Consider the following 24,627-nt stretch of genomic DNA (forward strand, 5'->3'; position numbering starts at 1 on the left):
ATCCGAAGGGGCCGGGTGCTCCCGCCCGTTCCCGATTACCCTGGGTCGGCGCTGCCACAATGGCAGGGACCATGCGACCGCAGAGGATTGGGCACGCGTTGGACAAAGAGCCGGGTCAACCACCCGAGCGTGCGGGTCGTCCCCGGCGGGACGGCGCGCCGCCGCGGCGGGACGACCAGCCTCCGCGCCGCGCGGTGCGGGACGCGCGCCGCCAGCCGCCCCCTCCTCCGCCGCCGGCCGACCGCAGGCAGCCGCCGCCCAACGGCACCCGCCGGATGCCGCTGCCCGACGACCGCCCGCCCGCCCCTTCGGACCGGGCTCAGCCGCGCCGGATCGACCCGCGCGGCGGCGAACCCCGGGAGCCCCGCGACCCACGGGACCGCGCGCCGCGCCGCGTCCCGCCGCCGCCTCCTCCGAACGGCCAGCGCCCGGCCCCGACCAGGGCCGCCATGCCGCCGGTGCGCAGGCCGCCGCCACCGCCGCGGCCGTCCGGTCCGCCGTCCGGCCCGCAGCAGCTCCCGCCGTCGGGTCCGCAACCGCTTCCGCCCGGCAACCAGCCGCCCAACCGCGGCCAGCTCCCGCAGCCGACGCCGCCGCCCGCGAACGCGCCGGGCCCGCAGCCGCCGGTGCATCGCGGCCGTGGCCCGCGTCCCGGCGCGCCGATCCGGCCGTGGCAGGAAGAAGCGATGCGGGACCCGGACGCCACCCGGTTCATCCCGCGCACCGCGGGCGTCCCGCTCGCGGCTCCTTCGCGCTGGCCGACCGCCGACCCGGACGTGCTGCGCCCGTACGACGCGCTGGCCACCCAGGTCATGCCGCGGATCAAGGACGCGCCGCTCGCGCGTCCGTCCGAGGCTCCCGAGCAGCAGAAGGACGAGGGTCCTTCGGTCGCCAAGGCGTCCGGCCGGATGGCGATCGCGTCGCTGATCAGCCGCATCACCGGCTTCCTGTGGAAGGTGCTGCTGGTCGCGGCCATCGGCTCCGGGGTCGCGACCGACTCGTTCAACGTCGCGAACACGATGCCGAACATCATTTTCGAACTGCTGCTCGGCGGCGTGCTCACCAGTGTGGTGGTGCCGCTGCTGGTGCGTTCGCAAGACGACCCGGACCACGGGCAGGCCTACGCGCAGCGGCTGTTGACCACCGGCGTCACCGTGCTGTTCATCGGCACCGTGATCGCAGTGATCGCGGCACCGGCGTTCACGTCGCTGTACATCGATTCGTCCGGCCACGCGAGCGCGGGCCTGACCACGGCGTTCGCCTACCTGCTGCTGCCGGAGATCTTCTTCTACGGCGTGTTCGCGCTGGTCTCGGCGATGCTGAACGCCAAGCACGTGTTCGGGCCGACCGCGTGGGCCCCGGTGATCAACAACCTGGTGGTCATCTTCACCATCCTCGTGGTGTGGCTGATGCCGGGTTCGATCGACACCGACCATCCGGCGATCACCGATCCGAAGGTGCTCACGCTGGGGCTCGGCGTCACCGGCGGCATCGCCGCGCAGGCGCTCATGCTGATCCCGCCGCTGCTGCGGTCGGGCTTCCGCCCGCGCTGGCGCTGGGGCCTGGACAGCCGGATGAAGGAGTTCGGCGGGCTGGCCCTGTGGGTCGTCGGCTACGTCGCGGTCAGCCAGGTCGGCCTCACCATCACCACCCGCGTGCTCACCAAGGGCACCTCGGGCGGCGTCACCGCTTACAACTACGCGTGGCTGCTGTTCCAGCTGCCCTACGGCGTGCTCGGCGTCTCGCTGCTCACCGCGATCATGCCGCGATTGAGCCGCGCGGCCGCCGACGGCGACACGAAGAAGCTGGTCAGCGACCTGTCCTACGCCTCGCGGATCTCGACGGTCACCCTCGTGCCGATCTCCGCGGTGATGACGATCGTCGGCACGTCGATGGGCGTCGCGCTGTTCGCGATGGGCAAGGGACGCCTCGAGGACGCCGAACGGATGGGCCAGGCGCTGGCGATCACGGCGTTCGCGCTGCTGCCGTATGCGCTGGTCATGCTGCAGATGCGCGTGTTCTACGCGATGAAGGACGCGCGCACGCCGACGTTGATCATGATCGTGATGACCGTGGTCAAGGTGCCGCTGCTGTTCCTGTGCCCGGTGCTGCTGAACGCGGAGAACGTCGTGCTCGGCGTGATGATGGTCAACGCGCTGACCTATGTGATCGGCGCGATGCTCGGCCAGGTGTGGCTGTGGGTGACGCTCGGCAACCTGCGCAGCAAGCGGGTGATCGGGGTGATCCTGTTCACCGTTGTGGCGAGCGTCCTCGGAGTGGGGGCCGCGTGGGTCGTCGGGCTGATCGTGCCCTCGTCGCTGAGCCCGGTTCCGCACGCCTGGATCAAGCTCATCCTGCAGGGAATCGTCGGGATCGTGGTCTCGTTCGGGGTGCTCATGGCGCTGAAGGTCGAGGAGTTGAAGCCCGTAACATCGAGGTTCACCCGATTGATCAAGCGCGGGTAACGATTGATTCACGACTCACGACGCTTCTACGGCTGATGATCCGGGTACCCTCGGTGCCGGGAGCGAAGCGGGAGAGAGCGTGGACACGAGACGAAGCGAGCAGGCGGGGGACGCCGCGGGCATTCGCGCCCGGGGCGGATCGCTCGCGCCCGGACGCGTCGTAGGCGACGGCCGGTATCGCCTGCTTGCCCAGTTCGGGGTGGACGAACGAGCCGCCGCGCACCTGTGGCGGGCGCGAGACGGGCAGCTCAAACGAGACGTCGCACTGACCTTGCTGGTCGGCGATCCGGCGGATCCGGAAGCGGCCCGGCAGGCCCGGCGCACGCTGGAGCGGGCCGCGCACGCGTCGAAGTTCGGGCACGGCGGCGTCGCCCGGGTGCTGGACGTGCTCAGCCTCGGCAGCGGGGTCACCTCGAGCGAGGGTTTGCTCGGCGTCGTGGTGGCGGAGTGGACCAAGGGCAGCGACCTGGTGGACCTGGTCGCGCAGCGCCCGGTGGCCCCCGCCGCGGCCGCGCGCATGGTGCAGGCGCTCGCCGAAGCGGTCGACCACGCCCACCAGAACGGTCTCGTCCTCGGCCTCGACCACCCGCAGCGGCTGCGGCTCACGCCGGGCGGCGCGCTGAAGCTCGCTTTCCCCGGCCCGCTGCCCGAAGCCACTCTCCGCGACGACGTCAAGGCGCTCGGCGCGGTGCTGTATCTGCTGCTCACCGGACGCTGGGCGCTGCCGGGCGGACCGCCCGCGATCCCCGCGGCACCGCTCACCCCGCAGGGGCACGTCGTGCCGCCGCGGTCGCTGGTGCCCGCGGTGCCGCCGGAGCTGTCTTCGCTGGCCGTGCGCACGATCGAGGACGGCGGCAGCGGCGGGATCCGCACCAGTTCGGCCATCCTGCGCGTGCTCGGCCAGGTCGCCGAGCAGGAGGAACGCACCCAGCTGATCAACGCGGTCGGCAAGGACGAGGCCGCGGCGGAGACCGACGGCACGATCTGGACCACGAAGAAGCCGGTGAAGGACGTCGCGCGGCGGCGGAAGCTGGCCTTCGGCGTCACCGTGCTGGTAGTCGCCACCGTGGTGATCCTCGCGTGGGGCGGGCTGATGCTGATCAACCTGTTCCAGGGCGACGGCAAGCCGACCGGTCCCGCGATCAACGTCGCGGCACCGCCGAGTTCAGCTCCGGCCAAACCGGGCAACCAGGCGCCGCCGCCGGGGAACCAGCCGCCCGCGGCGCCGAAGATCGGCGACCCGGTGGCCCCGAAGTCGGCGTCGCTCTACAACCCGCAGGGCTCCGGCGACAACCCGGGCCGGGCGAAGAACACGATCGACGGCGACCCGGGCACGATCTGGAAGACCGACCAGTACCAGCAGCAGCTGCCCGCGCTGAAGCCCGGCGTCGGGATCGCGGTCCAGTTCGACGACCCGGTGAACCTCGCGCAGGTGAAGATCAGCGCGGACAGCCCGGGCACGAAGGTCGAGATCCGGTCGGCGGACAGCAAGAACCCGCAGCTCGACGACACCAAGGTGGTCGGAAGCGGCGACCTGAACGGGCCGGACACCACGATCACCCTGCAGCAGCCGACGCAAAGCCAGTACTTCATCGTCTGGATCACCCAGCTGGGCGACAACGGCGGCAACGGCTTCGTGAGCCAGATCGGAGAACTGAGCTTCCTGCCTGCGGCGTGAGCTGCGAGCACGACTCAGTAGGCTCTGCCGGGTGACGGCTGCAGCTCCCACGGATGCGGATCTGATCGCGGCGCACGCCGCGGGCGATCCGCATGCGTTCAGTGAACTGGTCCGGCGGCATCGAGACCGCATGTGGGCGGTAGCGCTGCGCACGCTGCGCGATCCGGAAGAGGCGGCGGACGCGCTGCAGGAGGCGTTCATCTCGGCTTTCCGCGCGGCGGGCAAGTTCCGCGCGGAGTCGCAGGTCACGACCTGGCTGCACCGGATCGTGGTGAACGCGTGCCTCGACCGGATCCGGCGAAGGCAGGCCCGCCCGACCGTTCCGCTTCCCGAGACCGGGGAGTTCAACGAACCCGCCGCGCCCGGCGATTCGATGGCGGAGAAGGAAACCAGCCTGCTGGTCCGCAAGGCGCTCGACGAGCTGCCCGAAGACCAGCGCGCGCCGATCCTGCTCGTCGACGTCGAGGGCTATTCCGTGGCCGAGACGGCGAAAATGCTCGGCATCGCCGAGGGCACGGTCAAGAGCCGATGCGCGCGCGGGCGGGGAAAACTTGCGAAGGTTCTCGGGCATCTGCGGAACCCGGACGGGGGTGGCGACGTCCCAACTAACGAAAGCAAACGCAAGCACGCCACTTCGGAGGGGTCCCGGAGTGCCGGGCGAGCCCAGCGCTCGCCGGGGAACGGGGAGGGACGATGACGGACGAGAGCCGGGGGGCAGGCGGAACCATCGGGCCGCCCTGGTCTGTCGACCTGCTCGCCGACCTCCACGCCGGGGTCCTCGACGATCAGGAAGCAGCACAGCTCTGGCCGCGGGTGAACGCGGATCCGGAAGCGCGCGCGATCATCGAGGCCCTCGAGGCGACCACCGCGGACCTGTCCGCGCTCGCCGCGGAACCGGCCCCGCCGATGCCAGCGGAGTTCGCGGCCAGGCTCGACGCCGCGCTCGCCGCGGAGTCGGCGGCCCGGCAGGAGGCCACGTTTCCGGCGGCCGCACCACAGCCCGCACCACAAGCTGAGCAGCCGGTCGCGCCGGTGGTGGACCTGTCGGCGGCGCGGAAACGGCGGAACCGGCAGCTCGGCTGGGGCGCGGGGATCCTGACCGCCGCCGCGGCCGCCGCGGTGGCCATCACGCTGACCGTTCCCGGTGCGACCAAGTCGGACACGTCCGGCGTCGCCGCGCCCGCACCGTCCGCGGTGGGCGGCCCGTCCGTCGGCAGCGACGGCAGCGGGGCGGAATCGCTGCTTGGCGGCGGTCTCGGCGTGCGAAACTACGGCCCGCTGCAGGACTCGCAGCGGTTCGACGCGTGCGTCACCGCGGCGGGCATGGACCCGAACGTGCGGCCGGAAGGCGTGCGGCCGGTGACCGTCGGGGGCAAGCCGGGTGTGGTGGCGATTTACACCACCGGCAAGCTCGCGCAGTTCCGGCTGGTCGCGTTCGGCGCGGACTGCGGGCCGGGCAACGCGGACAAGCTGTTCGACAAGGTGGTCGGCAAGAAGTAGCGGCCCGGACGTAGCGGGCGTCACCGCCGGGAACACCTCCACCTACGATCGTGTTGAGCCTGGAGCACAGGTCATGACGAGCGGAGGGTTGACGGGTGGCTGCCGAGGAAATCAGGAACCTGATCGTCGTCGGGTCGGGTCCTGCCGGTTACACCGCAGCGGTCTACGCGGCGCGCGCACAGCTCGAACCGCTGGTGTTCGAGGGCACGCAGTTCGGCGGCGCGCTGATGACGACCACCGAGGTCGAGAACTTCCCGGGCTTCCGCGACGGGATCCAGGGTCCGGACCTGATGGAGGAGATGCGCAAGCAGGCCGAGCGTTTCGGCGCCGAACTGCGCGCGGAGGACGTCGAGTCGCTTGAGCTGACCGGCGACGTGAAGTACGTCGTCGCGAACGGCAAGCGCTACGCCGCGCGCGCGGTCGTGCTGGCCATGGGCGCGGCCGCGCGGTACCTGAAGGTGCCGGGCGAGCAGGAGCTGCTCGGCCGCGGCGTGTCCGCCTGTGCGACCTGCGACGGTTTCTTCTTCCGCGACCACGACATCGCGGTGGCCGGCGGCGGCGACTCGGCGATGGAGGAGGCGACCTTCCTGACGAAGTTCGCCAAGTCCGTGACGATCGTGCACCGCCGCGACGAGTTCCGGGCGTCGAAGATCATGCTCGAGCGCGCTCGCGCGAACGAGAAGATCAAGTGGCAGCTGAACTCGCAGATCACCGGGGTCGAGGGCGACGGGACGGTGTCCGGCCTGAAGGTGCGCGACACGCAGTCCGGCGAGGAGAAGACGCTCGACGTGACCGGGTTCTTCGTCGCGATCGGCCATGACCCGCGCAGCGAGCTGGTGCGCGGCCAGGTGGACGTGGACGAGGACGGCTACGTGCTCACCCAGGGCCGCACGTCCTACACGAACGTGCCCGGCGTGTTCGCCGCCGGAGACTTGGTGGACCGCACTTACCGGCAGGCGATCACCGCGGCCGGCTCCGGCTGCAGCGCGGCGATCGACGCGGAACGATGGCTCGCGGAGCACGGCGAGTCCGAGGCACACGAGGCACCGGAACTGGTCGGCGGCGGTTACGGCGCCGGCGAGCACTGACTTTCCCACCGAGTTGAAGGAGCAAGCGATGTCCGAACCCGTGAAGGTGACCGACAAGTCGTTCGTGGACGACGTCCTCACCAGCGAGAAGCCCGTTCTCGTCGACTTCTGGGCGACCTGGTGCGGGCCGTGCAAGATGGTCGCCCCGGTGCTCGAGGAGATCGCCAAGGAAAACGGCGACAAGATCACCGTCGCGAAGCTCGACATCGACGAGAACCCGAACACGGCGCGTGACTACCAGGTGATGTCGATTCCGACGCTGATCCTGTTCCAGGGCGGCAAGCCGGTGAAGCAGATCGTGGGCGCGAAGCCGAAGGCCGCGCTGCTGTCCGATCTCGCCGACGTGCTCTGAGCCGGTCCACCTGCTGAGAACCCGGGCCAGCGGCGATCGACTCGCCGGTCCGGGTTCTCGCACGTTCGGGAACCACCCGCACGGGGGTGTGCGCGCAGGTGCACTCGGCGTGTCCGCAGAGGCACCGGGCACCCCTGCCGGGGCGCACCGACCGGGCCTGCGTCCTTACCGAGAGTTCACAGGGCACAATAGGTGCCTGGGTACACCCCTACCCGGGTTTCTGTTTCGCATCGAGCCGGTTTCGGTGCCTGAGGAAGAGCGAGGAGTGCATGCGGGTACTCCGCCGCGGTGACGCCGGTCCCGACGTCGCCGAGATCAGGTCGATCCTTGCCGGGATGGATCTGCTCCCGCCGGTGGCGGGGACCGAGCGGTACAACACGTTCGACGTCGCGGTGGAGCAGGCCGTGCGCGCGTTCCAGCAGCGCCGCGGGCTCATCACCGACGGCGTAGTGGGCCAGGCGACGTACCAGGCGCTCAAGGGCGCCAGCTATCACCTCGGGAGCCGCCCGCTCCAGTACCTTTTGTCGTCGCCGGTGAACGGCGACGACGTTTTCACTCTTCAGGAGCGGCTCACCGAGCTGGGCTTCGACGCGGGGCGCCCGGACGGCTACTTCGGTCCGCAGACCGAGCGCGCCCTGCGCACGTTCCAGCGCGACATGCGCCTGACGTCGGACGGCATTTGCGGCCCGGCCACCATCCGCGAACTGCACCGCCTGTCGTCGCCGCGCGCCCGCGGCGGCCGCCCGGTCTTCCTGCGCGAGCAGGAGCAGGTGCGCCAGGCAGGCCCGCGCCTGCGCGGCAAGCGCATCGTGATCGACCCGGGCCACGGCGGCGAGGATCTTGGTGTCGTCGCCGGCGGCCTGCGCGAAGCGGACATCGCCTGGGATCTGGCGCGCCGGCTCGAAGGCCGGATGCAGGCCACCGGCATGGAAGCCCTGATCAGCCGGGGCCCGAACCACAGCCCGACGGACTTCGAACGAGCCCGTTTCGCCAACGACGCCGGCGCGGACCTGTTCCTGTCGCTGCACAGCGACGGCAACCCGTCGCCGCGCGCCCAGGGCGTGGCGAGCTTCCACTTCGGCACCGGCAACGGCACGACGTCCACCGTCGGCGAACTGCTGGCCGGCTTCATCCAGCGCGAGGTCGCCGCCCGCACTGGCCTGCTGGACTGCCGCACGCACTACAAGACGTGGGAAATCTTCACCCGCACGCGCTGCCCAGCCGTCCGAGTGGAAATCGGCTACCTGACCAACCCGGACGACGCCGCCCGCCTGGGCGACCCCGCCTTCCGCGACGTCGTGGCCGAAGGCATCCTCATCGCGGTCAAGCGCCTGTACCTCCTCGGCGAGGGCGACCAGCCGACCGGCACCTTCACCTTCGCCGACGTCCTGGCCCACGAACTCGCGAAGGCCGAATAGCGCCCTCTTTCGTTGGACCTCGGCCCCGTCTTGCGCCCTGAGTCGCCCTGAACCGGCCTTTCCCCGCCGAATACCGCCAGGGCCCCATCGGGCACGCCCCAACCGGCTCGTGCCCGTCTCAGCCCTCTCCCGTTTACCCGTGCTGACCCAACCTCACCTCAGCCAACCACTACCCACAGTCACCACCGGTCGCCTCGCCTCCGGACCGGCACTCCCCAGCCCCACCCCGCCACTTGGCCCCCGCTCCGCACACCACCACCCGCGTCCCCGACACCTAACAACCGGAGCCACCCCACCGCTTAACCGGCGCCACAAGAACTTGCGCCCAGCCGCCGCAGCCGCCACCACACCTGGTGGCAGCCCCCACCCTCACCGGGGGGCGTCCCCAGATCCATTCTATCCATCCACAGCTTTTCCACGGCCTCTATCTGCAATCTGTGGATAACTCGGGGGTTCTTCCACAGTTGTGCACAGGTACCGGGAGTGGGTGTTTCCGCGGCGATCCCGAGGTGGTATGGGCGCGTCAAGCCGAGGCGGACCGCGTTCGGAAGCGGAGCGAATCGGCGGGGGATCGGGCGTGGGCTGACCTCGGTTGATGCTGTTCAGACGGGTTCGGGATGGGGCGATCGCGGCACTCGGAGCGAAGGGCAGAAGCCCCGGGAACGGTCAACGGGAAGCCGGAGGCATCGGGCGATCAGCACGGAGAGTGACCGCAAGCCCGGGGCGGGGTCGAGAGTTACGCAACCCGGCGGGCTAGCCAAGCGGGTTGTTCATGGTGGGTGCCAGCAAGGTCATTCTGGCTGATCTGAACAGGCCCGAAACGGCGTAAGCGAGACGAAGGTCAGGCGCGGCCGAGGCTCGGTTCCGCGGTCGTGATCGTCACCTGGCCGAGCAGCCGTTCCAGGGCCGCTTCGACGTCTTCCTTCCAGGTGATCGCCGAGCGCAGTTCCAGGCGCAGTCGCGGGTACTTCGGGTGCGGGCGCACCGTTTTGAAGCCCACGCTCTGCAGGAACGCCGCGGGCAGCACGCACGAGTGCTGGCCAAGCGGGTCCTCTTCGTCGGGGGTGGCGTCGCCGAAGGATTCGATCGCGCGGACGCCGCGTTTGGTCAGGTCTTTCGCCACGGCCTGCACCAGCATCCGGCCGAGGCCGCCGCCGCGGAATTCCGGCAGGATCTGGAAGGCGGTGAGCAGGACGGCGTCAGCGCTGGGCGGCGACGTCGGGAAAGCGAGCGAGCGGGGCACCGCGTTCGGCGGGGCGTACAGCACGAACCCGACCGGCAGCGTGTCGCTGTAGACGATGCGGCCGCAGGAACCCCATTCCAGCAGCACGCTGGACACCCAGGCTTCCTTTTCGACCTCGGTGGAGCCGTACTCCTCGGCTTGCGCCTTCAGGTGCGGCGCGAGCTCCCAGTACACGCACTGCCGGCAGTTCTTGGGCAGGTGCTCGAGATTGTCCAGGGTGACGCCCACCACGCGACGTGACACCTGAAACCTCCCTGGACCCCGCAACTCCGGCCTCAGCGCCCGCAAGAGCGCAGGCAGCACCGGAAGAACCTCCCCGAGGATAGGCCGATGTGACAAGCGCCGGAAGAGCGGGGAGCCGGAAGAGGCCGCGGTTACACTCGATGGATCTACCAGCAGGTACCCACCGAGCCCTCAGGTGTCCGATGACCGAGAACCGCCCAGCCAAGCCGCAGACCGGCCGCCACAATCTCGACCCTCATCTCGACCGGTACGCAGCACGTACCGCGGGGATGACCGCATCCGAGATCCGCGCGCTTTTCGCAGTGGCAAGCCGGCCGGAGGTCGTCTCGCTCGCCGGCGGCATGCCGAACCTCGCCGCGCTGCCGCTCGACACGCTCTCGGCTCAGGTCGGCGAGATCATCGCCGAGGAGGGGCTCGTCGCCCTGCAGTACGGGTCCGCGCACGGAGTTCCGGCGCTGCGGGACCAGATCTGCGAAATCATGGCTCTCGAGGGCATCAAGGCGCACCCCGACGACGTCGTGGTCACCGTCGGTTCCCAGATGGGCCTCGACATGGTGACCCGGCTCTTCTGCGACCCCGGCGACGTCGTGATCGCCGAAGGCCCGTCGTACGTCGGCGCGCTCGGGTCGTTCTCCGCGTACCAGGCGAACGTCGTGCACGTCGCGATGGACGAGCACGGTCTCGTGCCCGAAGGGTTGCGGGAAGCCTTGCGCCAGGCCGAAAAAGCCGGGCAGCGGGTCAAATTCCTTTACACGATACCGAATTTCCACAACCCGGCCGGCGTTACCCTTTCCGTGCAGCGGCGTCCGGAGATCGTCGAGATCTGCCGCGAGCATGGCGTCCTGATCATCGAGGACAACCCGTACGGCCTGCTCGGTTTCGACGGCCAGACCTACCCGGCGCTGCGCTCGCTCGACCCGGACAACGTCGTGTACCTCGGTTCCTTCTCCAAGACGTTCGCCTCCGGGCTGCGCGTCGGCTGGGTGCTCGCGCCGCACGCGGTGCGCGAAAAGCTTGTGCTGGCAGCGGAATCCGCGACGCTGTGCCCGCCGACCTTCAACCAGATGATCGTCTCGCGCTATCTCGCGACGCACGATTGGAAGGGCCAGATCAAGAAGTTCCGGGAGAACTACCGCGAACGCCGCGACGCGATGTTGTCGGCGCTGCAACAGTATCTGCCGCCCGGCTGCTCCTGGACCAACCCCGACGGCGGCTTCTACGTGTGGGTCACCGTGCCGGAAGGCGTTGACACCAAAGCGATGTTGCCGCGCGCGGTCACCGCTCGGGTGGCGTATGCGTCCGGCACCGGCTTCTACGCCGACGGTTTCGGCTCCCGCCAGATGCGGCTGTCGTACTGCTACCCGACGCCGGAGCGCATCCGGGAAGGCGTGCGCCGCCTCGCCGCGGTGCTCGAGTCCGAAATGGACCTCAGCCGCACCTTCGGTAGCGTGAAGGCGCGCACCATCCCGGGGCCCGAGACCCCGTCTCCGGACACGGTCTGACCGGCCCTGCAACACTAAGGAGTTCCCACGGTGGTCGACCGTACCGTTGCCGTGCTCGCCGGCGGGCTTTCCCACGAACGCGATGTTTCGCTTCGCTCCGGGCGCAGGCTGTCCGCCGCGCTGCGGGCCGAGGGCCTCACGGTGGAGGAGTGGGACACCGACGCCGGGCTGCTGGAACGGCTGCGCACGCAGCGTCCGGACGCGGTTGTCGTCGCCTTGCACGGCGGCGAGGGCGAGAACGGCTCGGTGCAGACCGTGCTGGAAATGCTCGACGTGCCGTTCGTCGGCACCCACTCGCAGGGCTGCCGCCGAGCTTGGGACAAGCCGACCGCGAAGGCGTTCGTGCAGCAGGCCGGGTTCTCCACGCCGGACTGGATTGTGTTGCCGCACAGCACTTTCCGCGAACTGGGTGCCCAGTCGGTGCTCGACGCGATGGTCGAGCGGCTCGGTCTGCCGCTGATCCTCAAGCCGGATCAGGGCGGGTCCGCGCTCGGCACGCAGGTGGTCCGGGAGGCTTCCGAGCTGCCCGCGGCGATGGTCGGCTGCTTCGCCTACGGCGACACCGTGCTCGCGGAACGGTTCGTAGACGGCGTTGAAGTGGCCGTCACGGTCATCGAAGGGGAGAACGGGGCTGAGGCCCTGCCCGCGGTGGAGATCGTGCCGGAGAGCGGCGTCTACGACTACACCGCGCGCTACACCGCCGGTCTCACCGACTTCTTCACCCCGGCGCGGATTTCCGACGAAGCCGCGAAGGCGGTCGGTGAACTCGCCGTCGGCGCGCACCGGTGGCTCGGGCTGCGCGACATCTCGCGCACCGACGCGGTGATCACGCCGGACGGGGGAGTCCACTTCCTCGAAGTGAACCTCTCGCCGGGTCTCACCGAAACCTCGACGGTGCCGATGGCCGTCGAAGCCGCCGGCACCACCCTCGGTTCGGTTTTCGCGGACCTCGTCGCGCGCGCCGTCGCCCGCGCGAACTGAAAACCAGGCGGACGGGGGCGGGCGGCGGTCTGCCGCCCCTCCCCGCGCCGGTCGATTCCGGCGGCCACTCCGGGTGACCATGGCCGCCTCGATCCGCAATCATCACCGTGACGAAACGACCCTGGGTGATCCCTAATCGGTTTCGTCGGTCTGATTCGCCGATTTTTCCCCGGAATTCGCGTCGATGATCCCGACGATCCGCTCGAGGTCGTCGACCGACCCGAACTCGAGAACGATGCGTCCCTTGCGCCGGCCGAGGTCGACCTTCACCCGGGTGTCGAACCGATCAGACAGCCGATTCGCGAGTTCCTGCAATCCGGGTGCCTGAATCGGCTTGCGGGGAGCGGCCTTCGGCTTGGCCGGCTTCTCGCTCTTCTTCAGCGTGACGGCTTCCTCGGTGGCGCGCACCGACATGCCCTCCGCGACGATCCGCGCCGCCAGTTCTTCCTGGCTTTCCGGATCCTCCAGCGACAGCAGCGCCCGCGCGTGCCCGGCGGACAGGACGCCCGCGGCCACCCGCCGCTGCACGGCGAGGGGGAGTTTGAGCAGCCGGATGGTGTTCGTGATGACCGGACGGCTGCGGCCGATGCGGCTCGCCAGCTCCTCGTGCGTCACCGCGAACTCGTCCAGCAGCTGCTGGTAAGCCGCCGCCTCTTCGAGCGGGTTCAGCTGCACGCGGTGGATGTTCTCCAGCAGCGCGTCCCGCAGCATCGACTCGTCAGCGGTCTGCCGCACGATCGCGGGAATCGCCTCGAGCTCCGCCTGCTGCGAGGCGCGCAGCCGACGTTCGCCCATGACGAGTTCGTACTCGTCGTCGCCGAGTTCGCGGACGACGATCGGCTGCATGAGCCCGAACTCGCGGATCGAGTGCTCGAGTTCGGCGAGTGCTTCCTCGTCGAAAACCTGGCGAGGCTGCTTCGGGTTCGGCTTGACCGAGCTGACCGGGATCTCGCGGTACACCGCGCCGGCGACCTCGCCGCCCGCGACCGGCTGACCCGCGGCGCCGTTCGCCGCGAACCAGCCCTTGTCCTCGCGTACCGCTTTCTCCGCGGGCGTGCTGGCCTCGGTCGCGGCCGGAGGAGGCGTCGCCGGTCCGGTCGGGATCAGGGCCGCCAGCCCGCGGCCGAGCCCTCCTCTGCGCTCAGTCATGTGGTGCTGCTCCTCTCGTTCACACCCCGCTCGGCGATCTCCTTCGCCGCGTCGAGATAGCTCATGGCACCACGTGAACCGGGGTCGTAGGCGAGGACGGTCTGGCCGTAGCCGGGTGCCTCGGACACCTTCACGCTGCGCGGGATGACGGTCTTCAGCACCGTGTCGCCGAAGTGGTTGCGGACCTCGTTGGTCACCTGGTCGGCCAGCTTGGTGCGACCGTCGTACATGGTGAGCAGAATCGTCGACACGCTGAGTTCGCGGTTGAGGTGCTGCTGCACGAGTTCGATGTTGCTGAGGAGCTGCCCGAGACCTTCGAGCGCGTAGTACTCGCACTGGATCGGGATGAGCACTTCCTGCGCCGCCACCATCGCGTTGACGGTGAGGAGACCGAGCGACGGCGGGCAGTCGATGAAGACGTAGTCGACGCCGATCTCGTCGAGCGCCCCGGACGACAGCGCCTCCTTGAGCCGCGTCTCGCGGTTCGCCATGGAGACGAGTTCGATCTCGGCACCGGCGAGGTCGATCGTCGCGGGCACGCAGTAGAGGTTGGGGGACTGCTCGCTCTGCTGCGCGGCCTCGGCGATCGAGACCTCGCCGATGAGCACCTCGTAGATCGAGGGCGTCCCGGAGCGGTGGTCGATGTCGAGCGCGGTGCTGGCGTTGCCCTGCGGGTCGAGGTCGATCACCAAGGTTTTCAGCCCGTGCACGGCGAGCGCCGCGGCCAGGTTGACGGTGCTCGTCGTCTTGCCGACCCCGCCCTTCTGGTTGGCGACGGTCAGCACCCGGCGGCGAGAGGGGCGGGGGAGCACCCCTTCCTTGGGGTGGAGCACGCTCGCGGCGCGAACGGCTTCTTCAGCGATCGGCGTCCAGCCCATCTCCTGGCTGGCCTCCGCGGAGTCGGACGGCGGGGGATTCACCGGTCTCGACACCTCCTCCTGGTAGACGATTCGGGGGCGTTCACACCGCGATGTTTCACGTGGAACGGCGCGGCTCTTGTCGTTCGCTAGCTCCGTCTGCCGCGTGGCCGGTTCGGCTTCGGCGGCAGGCGACGGATCAGGACCACCGTGCTGGGGACTTCGAGTACTGCCTTCCCGCATTCAGCGACCTGTGGTTCGGCACCACCGGCCTTGCGCACCGCGTCGCGGTCACGGGAGATCTCTTCAGCGGCGCTGGCGCCTTTGAGGGCAACCAGTCGACCTTCGGGACGAACCAGGGGAAGGCACCAGCCCGCGAGCCGAGCGAGGGGAGCGACCGCGCGAGCGGTGACGACGTCTGCGCCACTCAGCTGCTCGCGTACGGACCGCTCCTCGGCGCGTCCACGGACGATGGTGATCGGGAGTTCCAGCTTCTCGGCGACCTCGGCCAACCAGTCAACCCGGCGAGCCATGGGTTCCAAGAGCACGATATCGAGGTCCGGTCGAGCGATCGCCAGCGGTACTCCCGGAAGCCCAGCACCCGACCCGACGTCGACCACACGCGCCTCGGACGGGATCTGCTCACCGATCACCGCGGAGTTCAGCACGTGCCGCTCCCACAGCCGGTCCACCTCACGCGGACCGATCAACCCTCGCTCGACCCCATGAGTCGCCAGCAGCTCCACGTACCCGGCGGCTTGCTCGACGCGCTCCCCGAACACCTCCACCGCCGCGGTCCGGACCGTCCCGGTGGCGCCGTCCAAGCTCACTACTCCCACTCCTCGCTCCGCGCGTTTCACGTGAAACGCGCTCGGTTGATTGTCCCTGATGCCGACGCCAAATCGAGCCGACAGACCGCAACTGTGGACAACTCCACTCGAGTCGCCGAGCGATCCACAGGTCGTTTCACGTGAAACGCGGTGAGCCGGGTGAGGGGGCGGCGAGTTTCACGTGAAACGCCACGCTTGTAATTCGCTCCGTGCGTCAACGCGCACCGACCACCGCACCTCTCGACAGAGGCACGGTGGTCGCGGACGCTCCACCGTGCCGACGATCAGCGGAGTCGAAGCGCCCAAGCCGGAGTGGGGGACACCGGCGAAACGACGTCCCGGCGGCCAACCGGAGGAGGACGAGAACTTCGCCTTCGTCGCCGGAGACATCGAGGCGACGGCAACGCAGCCATGCGACTGGCGAAGGTTGGCTGTCGAACCGGCACCCCTCGTCCTCCGACGGCGGGGAGGACTCTCCTCGGCGAGGGCGCCACGCCTGTGCGTTTCGAAGGACCGATCGCAGTAGTCAAGGAGCTCGGCGTGACTCGTGCTCTAGTACCGGAGCACGAAGCAGGCACAAAAGAAGCGGCCCACCGGATCACTCCGGTGGGCCGCTTCGGCTCAGTGCTCTGTGTCCGAGAGGCTCAGTCCTCGGGGAAGATCACCACGCGCCGCTTGGGGTCCTCGCCCTCGCTCTCGCTCGTGACGCCCTTGACCGTCGCGACCGCGTCGTGGACGACCTTGCGTTCGAACGGACTCATCGGCTGCAGGCGCACCCGCTCGCCGCTCGACAGCACCGACTCGGCGGTGGACCGGCCGAGCTCGCGGAGCTCCTCGCGGCGGTCCGCGCGCCAGCCGGCGATGTCCAGCATCAGCCGGCTGCGCGAGCCGGTCTCCTGCTGGACCGCGAGGCGGGTCAGCTCCTGCAGCGCTTCGAGCACCGTGCCGCGGGGGCCGACCAGCTTCTCCAAGTCGTCGCCGCCGTCGATGCTGACGATCGCGCGGCCGGCTTCGACGTCCAGATCGATGTCGCCGTCGTAGTCGAGCAAGTCCAGCAGACGCTCGAGGTAGTCGCCGGCGATGTCGCCCTCTTGCACGAGAGCGTCGTCACCGCCCGCCTTCGGCTCGGCCGCGGCGCTCGTCTCTTCCTGATCGGCGTCGATCGTGTCGACCGTCTCCGACATCTTCAGTCTCCTCTCCGAACCCGAAGCGTCAGCGACGCTTCCGGCCCGACTTCCTGTTCGAGTCCTTGAGGAGCCCGGGCACTCCGGTGCCGTTCTCCTTCGATCCGTTCTGGTTCGACGTCTGCTCCGGCGCGCTCTCCGCCGGTTCGGCTGCCTTCGTCTCGGACGACGCGGCGCCGCCGGACTTCGCGTTGCCGGACTTGCCGCCGGTGGCGGTCTGCGCGAAACCGTGCGCCGAACCCGCCTTGGTCACCTTGCCCTGCTGACCCTGCTGCTGGTTCTTCTTCTGCTGCACCGGCTTCTGCCCGACCTTCGGCGCGGTCGGCTTCTGGCCCGGCTTCGGGCCGAGCGACGCGCGCTTCTCGGCCGCCTCCGCCTTGCGGGCCGCCTCTTCCTTGTCGATCTTCGTGTAGACGAGGCGCTGCTGCATGAGCGTCCAGCCGTTGTTCGCCAGCCAGTAGAAGAGAAGGCCGAGCGGGAAGAACGCACCGAACACGAGCACGCCGAGCGGGAAGACGTACATGGTGAGCTTGTTCATGATCGCGGTCTGCGCGGTGCCCGCGGCCGACGCGTTCTGCCGGGAGACCGAGTGGCGCGCGGTGAGGTGCGTGGCGATCGAGGCGATGATCATCAGCGGCAGCGCGACCGGGAGGACCTCCCAGTGCCACCCGCCGTTCGCGACGTGGCCCGCGACGGCGCCGACGCCGTTGTTGACCGCCTCGCCCATGTTGACTCCGAAGAGCTTCGCGCTCGTGTACGACAACACGTCCTGGGCGTTGAAGAAGTAGTTCTCGGTCTTCGCGCCGCCGCCCGCGGGCGGCATGGTGAACGCACGCAGCACGTGGTTCAGGCCGATGAAGACCGGGATCTGAAGGATCATCGGAAGGCAGCTGCCGAGCGGGTTGACGCCGTGCTCGCGCTGGAGCTTCTGCATCTCCTGCGCCTGGCGCTGCCGGTCGTTCGCGTACTTCTTCTGGATCTTCTTCATTTCCGGCGCGAAGTCTTGCATCTTCTTCATCGACCGGACCTGGTTCACGAACGGCTTGAACATGATGCCGCGGACGGTGAACGTCAGGAAGATGATGCCGAGGATCCACGAGATCGCGGTCGCTTCCCCGAAGACGAACCCGAAGACCTTGTGCCAACACCACAAGATGAAGGACACGGGGTAGTAGATGAAATCGAGCACTGAGCTACTCCTCGATCGGTGTTTCAGGCGTGCGGTGTCGCCACGAGAACTTCTCGGGCACCGGGTCGCGGCCGGGCGGGGTCCACGGGCCGCAGCGAAGCAGCCGGCGCAGCGCGAGGTAGGAGCCCTTGGCCGCGCCGTGGCGGGTCAGGGCTTCGACTGCGTACGCGCTGCAGCTCGGGTAGAACCGGCAGGCCGGGGGAAGAAAGGGCGAGATCGCCTTGCGGTAGAACCGCACGGGAAGGAGCAGCACCCACGCGACCGGTCCCGGCCGGGGCGGCTTTCCTTCCTCGGGTGCTTCGGTGGTGCTGTGCTCGGAGGTGGCGTCCATGGCCGTTTACACCGCTGATCCGTGGTCGGGTGCCGCGCCCTGTTGACGCGGCTGCCGGGGAGCATCGGCCCCGGCCGGGCGGCCGGACGGCGCGAGGCCGAGCCGGCGCAGCGCGGCGTCGAGGTCGGAGCCCAGCTCCGCGCTCGACGCGGACGCCGCCGGAGGCAATGCCCGTACCACCAACGAAGTGCCCGCGGGCAGTGTTCCGAGACGCGCGGAAACAAGGTGGCGCAACCGGCGGGTCACCCGGTGGCGCACCACCGAGTTGCCGACGGCCTTGCTCACCACAAAACCCGCCCTGGCCGCGAACGAGGCGGCCACGGACGGGTCCGTGGTCAACGCATGAACGACGAGGCGGCGCCTGCCGGCTCGGGACCCCCGGCGGAGGACGACCCGGAAGTCCTCGCTCCGCCGCAGACGTGCGCCAGCGGGCAGCACGACGCGGTTGCGCGGAGCCGGATCAGGCGGACAGCTCGGCGCGGCCCTTGCGACGGCGCGCCGCGAGGATGCCGCGACCCGCGCGGGTCCGCATGCGCAGGCGGAAACCGTGGGTCTTCGCGCGACGACGGTTGTTCGGCTGGAAGGTGCGCTTGCCCTTGCTCACTGCTTCTCCTGTGTCTCGGCCGTCGGGCGACGGCGGATTCCCCGGCGCCCGGCGTGTCGTGCGGGTCGCACGGAAGTTCGTGCTGTCTCCTACCACCGGGTGGTCTCGTCACGACGAGCGACGACATACGTAGGCACGCGAAACGCACCCGTCGCATACGGGAGACCTTACGAGGGTACGCACCCCGGTCGTGAACGCCGCAGGCGCCCCTCCGCCACCCTCGGCGACCGGCCCGCGAGACTGCCTCCCGGCACGGCGCGGCACCGAATGGCAACACGCCGTACACCGTGAAATGCTTGCCCAGCACCACGCCTTGTGGCAACGGGCAGGGCTTGTTAGCGTGCCTCTCTCGGCCTCCGGGCAGGACTGATGCCGCTTCGCCGGCGCCGGGGGGTGTGGAGGCGCCCGGGGAGTACGCCGAGCCCGCAGGTGGCGTGGCTGCGGACGGCCGTACATTAGTGCACAGCTGTGGACAACTTTGTGGATATCGCTGTGCCGTCGCGCGGGTGAGTCCGGACCGCGTGCTTCGAGGCGAGCTTCCAGGACGTGCTCGGGGTGGGTCCGAGGCGTGCGCGCCGACGAGGGGAGGGGAGTCAGACCGGTGTCGGAGCACCAGCACAATCTGGGCGTCATCTGGGAGCAGGTGGTGCGGGAGCTGTCCGACGGCACCCTCTCCCCGCAGCAACGAGCCTGGATGCGGGTGACCCGCCCGATCGGTCTCCTCGACGGCACCGCGCTGCTGGCCGCGCCGAGCGATTTCGCGAAGGAAGCCATCGAACGCGCGCTGCGCACCTCGATCACCGAAGCGCTGTCCCGTCGGCTCGGCCGTCCCGTGTCGCTCGCGGTGAAGGTCGACAGCACCGAACCGGTAGCGCCGGTACCCCGTTATGCGGCGTCACCCGCCCGGGTGGAAAACGATGTCCCGCATCCGGAGCCGATGCCGGTACAGCAGCCCGCGAGCCCGCACACGGAGAACGGCCAGGCCGACCACGTGCGCCCGGAGCGTCCGAAGCCGAAACCGCCGCCGCGCCGGCCGCAAGTCGAAGCGGCCGGTCTTCCGCCGGCGCGGGTCGACCCGCCGCCGCCCCCGCCTCAGCAGCAGCCGTTGCATCCGGCCCACCCCGGCCTGGACGACATCGAGGACCCGGACGAGGAAGTCGACGAAGAAGGCGAAGCGCTGGCGACCGCCAACGAGATCTGGCCCCGGTTCGCCGGGCAGCCGATCGCGGGCCAGCCCTACACCGCGCCCGCGCAGCCGCAGACGTCGAAGACGAAGCTGAACGAGAAGTACAACTTCGACACCTTCGTCATCGGCGCGTCCAACCGCTTCGCGCACGCCGCCGCGGTCGCCGTGGCCGAGGCTCCTGCCCGCGCGTACAACCCGTTGTTCATCTGGGGCGAGTCCGGGCTCGGCAAGACGCACCTGCTGCACGCGGTCGGGCACTACGCGCAGCGGCTGTTCCCCGGCATGCGCGTGCGGTACGTCTCCACCGAAGAGTTCACGAACGACTTCATCAACTCGCTGCGAGACGACCGCAAGGTCGCCTTCCAGCGGCGTTACCGCGACGTCGACATCCTGCTGGTGGACGACATCCAGTTCCTGGAGGGCAAGGAAGGCACCCAGGAGGAGTTCTTCCACACCTTCAACACCCTGCACAACCAGAACAAGCAGATCGTGGTCAGCTCCGACCGGCCGCCCAAGCGGCTGGAAACCCTGGAGGACCGGCTGCGGACGCGGTTCGAATGGGGCCTGATCACCGACATCCAGCCGCCTGAGCTGGAAACCCGGATCGCGATCCTCCGCAAGAAGGCAGCGCAGGACCGGCTCGCGGTGCCCGGCGACGTGCTGGAGTTCATCGCGTCGCGGGTCGAGGCGAACATCCGCGAACTGGAGGGCGCGCTGATCCGCGTCACCGCGTTCGCGTCGCTGAACCAGCAGCCGGTGGAAGCCGGGCTCGCCGAAATCGTGCTGCGCGATCTGATCCCGGATTCGCACACGCCGGAAATCACCGCGCCGACCATCATGGGCGTCACCGCCGAGTTCTTCGACGTGACGCTCGACGAGCTGTGCGGGCCCGGCAAGACGAAGGCGCTCGCCACGGCCCGCCAGATCGCGATGTACCTCTGCCGCGAGCTGACCGAGATGTCGCTGCCGAAGATCGGGCAGACATTCGGCGGCCGTGACCACACGACCGTCATGCACGCGGACAAGAAGATCCGCAAGGAGATGGCCGAGCGCAGGCGGATTTACGACCAGGTGCAAGAGCTGACGTCGCGGATCAAGCAGCGCGCGCGTCAGTAGCCGACTGATGCGTTTGGACACTCGCTTGTAGACAGTCCGGTTTCGACAAAAAGGCCGCCACGGACCCCCGTGGCGGCCTTTTTGTTGCCCTCACTGGCTTCTCGCCCGTACGCAGCTGAAGCGTGCGTACGCAGCGGCGCAGGCGCGAAGCACGCGTACGCATCCACAGACGTCCACAGCCTGTGTACAGAGAATTTCTCAAACTTATTGATACACAAGGGGTTTTCCCCAGGGTGTGGGCAGTTTGCCCACAGTGCCAACAGATCCCGGAGCTGCGCCGACCCGGATTTGATCCACATCCCGCTCACACCGAATCCACAGGTTGTCCCCAGGGTTGTCCACGCTGATTCCCCAGGTTGCCCACAGGTCATCCACAGCTGTGGTTCGTCACTCACCAGGGCGATCCCGGGCGCTCAGACCACCCCCAGAGCCTGGGTACAACTCGGCCTCAACCTGGGGACAACCCTGGGGACAACTGGGCCCGACTGTGGATGAATCGGGGACCGCCCGAAACCATCCACGGATCGCCCGAACCATCCACCGATCCGCCACCAGGGCTGCCCACAGGCCGCCGCACGCCACGACCAGCGCGAACGAGCCCTGTCCACACAATCCACAGCCCCTATTACTGCTACTGGTTTTTCATCTCTTCTAAGAAAGAACAGAACAAAAACAGGCGGAGGACGAAACTGGGGACAAGCCGAGATTCGTGTCGTCTTGTCGACAAACTCAAGGGGAGGCCGAGGTGACGGCACCCCCGGCGACGGCCTAACGTGGATGTCTGCAGCTGGTCCGTTCCCGCGCGGGGCGGACCGGACCGAGCGGGGACCCGGTCGCGCGCGGTGCTCACGACTGGTGCCCGGCGACCCCTTCACGAGCCGAGGGGCTCGGCTGTCGAAAGGAAGCGCGCATGAAGATCCGCGTCGAGCGCGACGGGCTCGCCGACGCCGTCGCGTGGGTGGCCAGAAGCCTCCCCTCCCGGCCTCCGGTGCCGGTGCTGGGCGGTGTTCTCCTCGACGCGGGCGCGGACGGAGAGTCCGACGCGCTCACGGTCTCCGGCTTCGACTACGAGGTCTCGGCCACGGTCGGCGTGCCCGCGACCATCGCCGACGGCGGACGGCTGCTCGTCTCCGGCCGCCTGCTGGCCGACATCACCAAGGCGCTGCCCGCGCAGCCGGTGGAGATCTCCGTCGACGGCGCCCGCGCCACCATCACGTGCGGCAGCGCCCGGTTCAGCCTCCCGACCATGCCGGTCGAGGACTACCCGCAGCTGCCGTCCCAGCCCGCCCACGCGGGCGAGCTCACCGGCGACGTCTTCGGCCAGGCGGTCACCCAGGTCGCCACCGCGGCCGGCAAGGACGACACGCTCCCCATGCTCACCGGCATGCGGCTGGAGATCTCCGGCGAGACGCTCACCCTCGTCGCCACCGACCGGTTCCGGCTCGCGATGCGCGAGTTCACCTGGAAGCCGGCCGAGGGCCTGTCCGACGCCGCGGTGCTCGTCCCGGCGCGCACGCTCGCCGAGGCCGCCAAGACGCTCGGCGGCGCGGGCACCACCGTCCAGCTGGCGCTCGCTTCCGGCGACGGCCTGCTCGGTCTTTCCGGCGCGGGCCGCTACACGACCACCCGGTTGCTCGACGCCGAGTTCCCGCCGTACCGCCAGCTGCTGCCCGCGAACCACACCTCGCGCGCGGTCATCGAGGTCAGCGCGCTCACCGAGTCGATCAAGCGTGTTTCGCTGGTCGCCGAGCGCGGCACCCAGGTGCGGCTCGAGTTCGGCGACGGCTCCCTGCGGCTGTCCGCGGGCGGCGACGACGAGGGCAGCGCCGAAGAAGAACTGCAGGTCGACTACGAGGGCGAGCCGGTCACCATCGCGTTCAACCCGGGCTACCTCGTCGACGGGCTCGGCGCGCTGCACAGCGACCGGGCCGAGCTGACCTTCACCACGCCCAACCGGCCGGCGCTGATCAAGCCCGCCGACGCCGAGGGCAACGTCGTCCCCGGATATCTCTACCTGCTCATGCCGGTCCGGCTGCCGGGCTGAGCGGGCGCGTCCAACCGAGGAAAACCGATCCAATCCAAAGGGGATCTCATGGTTCAGCTGGGTCTCGTCGGCCTGGGCAAGATGGGCTTCAACATGCGCGAGCGGCTGCGCGCCGCCGGGCACGAGGTGGTCGGCTACGACCGCAACCAGGACGTCAGCGACTCGACCTCGCTCGAAGACCTGGTGTCCAAGCTGTCCGGTCCCCGGATCGTGTGGATCATGGTCCCGGCCGGGGAGCCGACCCGGCAGACCGTCACCGAGCTCGGGCAGCTGCTGTCCGAGGGCGATCTGGTGATCGACGGCGGGAACTCGAAGTTCACCGACGACAAGCTGAACGCTGATCTGCTTGCGTCGCACGGCGTCGGCTACCTCGACTGCGGCGTCTCCGGCGGCGTGTGGGGCAAGGACAACGGCTACGGCCTGATGGTCGGCGGCGCGGCGTCCGACGTCCAGCGCGCGATGCCGATCTTCGACGCGCTGCGTCCGGAAGGCCCGCGCGAGGAAGGCTTCTCGCACGCTGGCTCGGTGGGCGCCGGGCACTACGCGAAGATGATCCACAACGGCATCGAGTACGGCATCATGCAGGCCTACGCCGAGGGCTTCGAGCTGCTCGAAGCCGCGAAGATCGTCGACGACGTGCCCGCCGTGATCAAGGGCTGGCAGCGCGGCACCGTGGTCCGCTCCTGGCTGCTCGACCTGCTCGTGCGCGCGCTGGACGAGGACCCGGAGCTGGACGACCTCGAAGGCTACGTCGAGGACTCCGGCGAAGGCCGCTGGACGCTGGAGGAAGCGGTCAACAACGCGGTTCCGGCCCCGGTGCTGTCGGCCGCGCTGTTCGCCCGGTTCTCCTCGCGGCAGAAGGACTCCGCCGCGATGCGCGCCGTCGCCGCGCTGCGCAACCAGTTCGGCGGCCACGCGGTGAAGAAGGCCGGGAGCTAGCTCCCGCGGTCCCCGCCCGTGTATCTGCGACATCTCCAGGTCACCGACTTCCGGTCCTGGCCGCTGGCCGACCTCGCCCTCGAACCGGGGCCGGTCGTGCTCGTCGGCCAGAACGGCCGGGGGAAGACGAACCTGCTCGAAGCGATCGGCTACGTGGCGACCCTCGGTTCGCACCGGGTCGCCACGGACGCCCCGCTCGTCCGTCATGGCTGTGAACGCGCGCTCGTCCGGGTCGCGGTCGTCAACGAAGACCGCGAGCTGACGGTCGAACTCGAGATCACGCCCGGCCGCGCCAACCGCGCTCGCGTGAATCGGGGAGCAGTCGGCAAGCCGCGCGACGTGCTCGGCATTCTGCGTACGGTGCTGTTCTCTCCCGAGGACCTCTCACTCGTGCGCGGCGATCCGAGCGAACGCCGTCGGTTCATGGACGAACTGCTCGTGCTTCGCGCTCCTCGGTACGCAGGCGTGCGCGGGGACTACGAGAAGGTGCTTAAGCAGCGCAACGCGCTTCTTAAGACTGCGGGCAAACGCCGTACTGGTCGCGAAGACCCGTACGCACTGTCGACGCTCGACGTGTGGGACGACCATCTCTCGGTGGCTGGCGCACAGCTGCTGGCCGCACGGTTGAACCTCATCGCGGACCTCGCGCCGTACACGGCTGACGCTTATATGGGCGTCGCGCCCGACTCTCGCCCGGCGAAGATCGCGTACAAGTCTTCGCTCGGCGA

At 69.3% G+C, this 24,627-nt stretch carries 22 protein-coding genes; 13 read left to right on the forward strand and 9 right to left on the reverse strand.

Annotation, left to right across the window (positions count from 1 at the left end; genetic code table 11):
- The first annotated feature begins 686 nt into the window (after nt 1-686).
- From murJ to ACWDNU_RS12955, 7 genes are all read left to right on the forward strand, one after another.
- Nucleotides 687-2,465, forward strand: coding sequence for a murein biosynthesis integral membrane protein MurJ (murJ, locus tag ACWDNU_RS12925; RefSeq protein WP_370932772.1), 1,779 nt, complete (start codon nt 687-689; stop codon nt 2,463-2,465).
- Nucleotides 2,466-2,544: 79 nt separating this feature from the next.
- Nucleotides 2,545-4,143, forward strand: a complete 1,599-nt coding sequence (locus tag ACWDNU_RS12930) for a hypothetical protein (protein WP_370932771.1) — start codon at nt 2,545-2,547, stop codon at nt 4,141-4,143.
- 31 nt (nt 4,144-4,174) lie between these two features.
- Complete coding sequence (gene sigM / locus ACWDNU_RS12935) at nt 4,175-4,840, forward strand: RNA polymerase sigma factor SigM (protein ID WP_370932770.1); 666 nt, start codon at nt 4,175-4,177, stop codon at nt 4,838-4,840.
- Entirely contained in the window at nt 4,837-5,643 is an 807-nt protein-coding gene (locus ACWDNU_RS12940) for a hypothetical protein (protein ID WP_370932769.1), read from the forward strand. Before sigM ends, ACWDNU_RS12940 begins: the two co-directional genes overlap by 4 nt.
- 95 nt (nt 5,644-5,738) lie before the next feature.
- The gene (gene trxB, locus ACWDNU_RS12945; RefSeq protein ID WP_449668946.1) at nt 5,739-6,731 is read left to right on the forward strand and encodes a thioredoxin-disulfide reductase; all 993 of its coding nucleotides are present in this window, start codon (nt 5,739-5,741) and stop codon (nt 6,729-6,731) included.
- Between the two features lie 28 nt (nt 6,732-6,759).
- On the forward strand, nt 6,760-7,083 hold the full coding sequence (gene trxA, locus ACWDNU_RS12950) for a thioredoxin (protein WP_009085330.1): 324 nt from the start codon (nt 6,760-6,762) through the stop codon (nt 7,081-7,083).
- Nucleotides 7,084-7,352: 269 nt separating this feature from the next.
- Nucleotides 7,353-8,501, forward strand: a complete 1,149-nt coding sequence (locus ACWDNU_RS12955; RefSeq protein WP_370932767.1) for an N-acetylmuramoyl-L-alanine amidase — start codon at nt 7,353-7,355, stop codon at nt 8,499-8,501.
- A gap of 841 nt (nt 8,502-9,342) precedes the next feature.
- Here the strand turns inward: ACWDNU_RS12955 and ACWDNU_RS12960 are convergent.
- Nucleotides 9,343-9,987, reverse strand: a complete 645-nt coding sequence (locus ACWDNU_RS12960; RefSeq protein WP_449668947.1) for a GNAT family N-acetyltransferase — start codon at nt 9,985-9,987, stop codon at nt 9,343-9,345.
- Between the two features lie 182 nt (nt 9,988-10,169).
- On the opposite strand from ACWDNU_RS12960, the gene ACWDNU_RS12965 reads away from it, so the two are divergent.
- Nucleotides 10,170-11,489, forward strand: coding sequence for an aminotransferase-like domain-containing protein (locus ACWDNU_RS12965; protein ID WP_370932765.1), 1,320 nt, complete (start codon nt 10,170-10,172; stop codon nt 11,487-11,489).
- Nucleotides 11,490-11,519: 30 nt separating this feature from the next.
- The gene (locus tag ACWDNU_RS12970) at nt 11,520-12,470 is read left to right on the forward strand and encodes a D-alanine--D-alanine ligase family protein (RefSeq protein WP_037363542.1); all 951 of its coding nucleotides are present in this window, start codon (nt 11,520-11,522) and stop codon (nt 12,468-12,470) included.
- 132 nt (nt 12,471-12,602) lie between these two features.
- Here the strand turns inward: ACWDNU_RS12970 and ACWDNU_RS12975 are convergent, their stop codons facing one another.
- From ACWDNU_RS12975 to rpmH, 8 genes are all read right to left on the reverse strand, one after another.
- Nucleotides 12,603-13,619 carry a ParB/RepB/Spo0J family partition protein gene (locus tag ACWDNU_RS12975; protein ID WP_449668948.1) on the reverse strand — a complete coding sequence of 339 codons (1,017 nt, stop codon included), beginning with the start codon at nt 13,617-13,619 and terminating at the stop codon, nt 12,603-12,605.
- Nucleotides 13,616-14,539, reverse strand: a complete 924-nt coding sequence (locus ACWDNU_RS12980; protein ID WP_304504531.1) for a ParA family protein — start codon at nt 14,537-14,539, stop codon at nt 13,616-13,618. Before ACWDNU_RS12980 ends, ACWDNU_RS12975 begins: the two co-directional genes overlap by 4 nt.
- Nucleotides 14,540-14,625: 86 nt before the next feature.
- A complete protein-coding gene (gene rsmG / locus ACWDNU_RS12985) occupies nt 14,626-15,306 on the reverse strand; it encodes a 16S rRNA (guanine(527)-N(7))-methyltransferase RsmG (protein WP_037809131.1) in 681 nt (226 codons plus the stop codon).
- A 644-nt stretch (nt 15,307-15,950) separates the two neighbouring features.
- Nucleotides 15,951-16,490: a Jag family protein gene (locus tag ACWDNU_RS12990; RefSeq protein WP_037809133.1), complete on the reverse strand. Its 540-nt coding sequence runs from the start codon at nt 16,488-16,490 to the stop codon at nt 15,951-15,953.
- Between the two features lie 28 nt (nt 16,491-16,518).
- On the reverse strand, nt 16,519-17,679 hold the full coding sequence (gene yidC / locus ACWDNU_RS12995; RefSeq protein WP_449668949.1) for a membrane protein insertase YidC: 1,161 nt from the start codon (nt 17,677-17,679) through the stop codon (nt 16,519-16,521).
- Between the two features lie 4 nt (nt 17,680-17,683).
- Nucleotides 17,684-18,010: a membrane protein insertion efficiency factor YidD gene (yidD, locus tag ACWDNU_RS13000; protein ID WP_116205228.1), complete on the reverse strand. Its 327-nt coding sequence runs from the start codon at nt 18,008-18,010 to the stop codon at nt 17,684-17,686.
- A 6-nt stretch (nt 18,011-18,016) separates the two neighbouring features.
- The gene (rnpA, locus tag ACWDNU_RS13005) at nt 18,017-18,448 is read right to left on the reverse strand and encodes a ribonuclease P protein component (RefSeq protein ID WP_116205227.1); all 432 of its coding nucleotides are present in this window, start codon (nt 18,446-18,448) and stop codon (nt 18,017-18,019) included.
- Between the two features lie 22 nt (nt 18,449-18,470).
- Nucleotides 18,471-18,614 (reverse strand): 50S ribosomal protein L34, encoded by a 144-nt coding sequence (rpmH, locus tag ACWDNU_RS13010; RefSeq protein WP_116205226.1) that lies wholly within the window; start codon nt 18,612-18,614, stop codon nt 18,471-18,473.
- A gap of 601 nt (nt 18,615-19,215) precedes the next feature.
- On the opposite strand from rpmH, the gene dnaA reads away from it, so the two are divergent.
- The 4 genes from dnaA to recF form a co-directional block, all read left to right on the forward strand.
- Entirely contained in the window at nt 19,216-20,916 is a 1,701-nt protein-coding gene (dnaA, locus tag ACWDNU_RS13015; protein WP_449668950.1) for a chromosomal replication initiator protein DnaA, read from the forward strand.
- 910 nt (nt 20,917-21,826) lie between these two features.
- On the forward strand, nt 21,827-22,960 hold the full coding sequence (gene dnaN / locus ACWDNU_RS13020) for a DNA polymerase III subunit beta (protein ID WP_037809143.1): 1,134 nt from the start codon (nt 21,827-21,829) through the stop codon (nt 22,958-22,960).
- Nucleotides 22,961-23,008: 48 nt separating this feature from the next.
- Entirely contained in the window at nt 23,009-23,899 is an 891-nt protein-coding gene (gene gnd, locus ACWDNU_RS13025; RefSeq protein WP_449668951.1) for a phosphogluconate dehydrogenase (NAD(+)-dependent, decarboxylating), read from the forward strand.
- An 18-nt stretch (nt 23,900-23,917) separates the two neighbouring features.
- Nucleotides 23,918-24,627: DNA replication/repair protein RecF (recF, locus tag ACWDNU_RS13030; RefSeq protein ID WP_449668952.1), on the forward strand; the 710-nt coding region annotated here is incomplete at its 3' end.

The organism is Amycolatopsis sp. NPDC003676, from assembly GCF_053587275.1.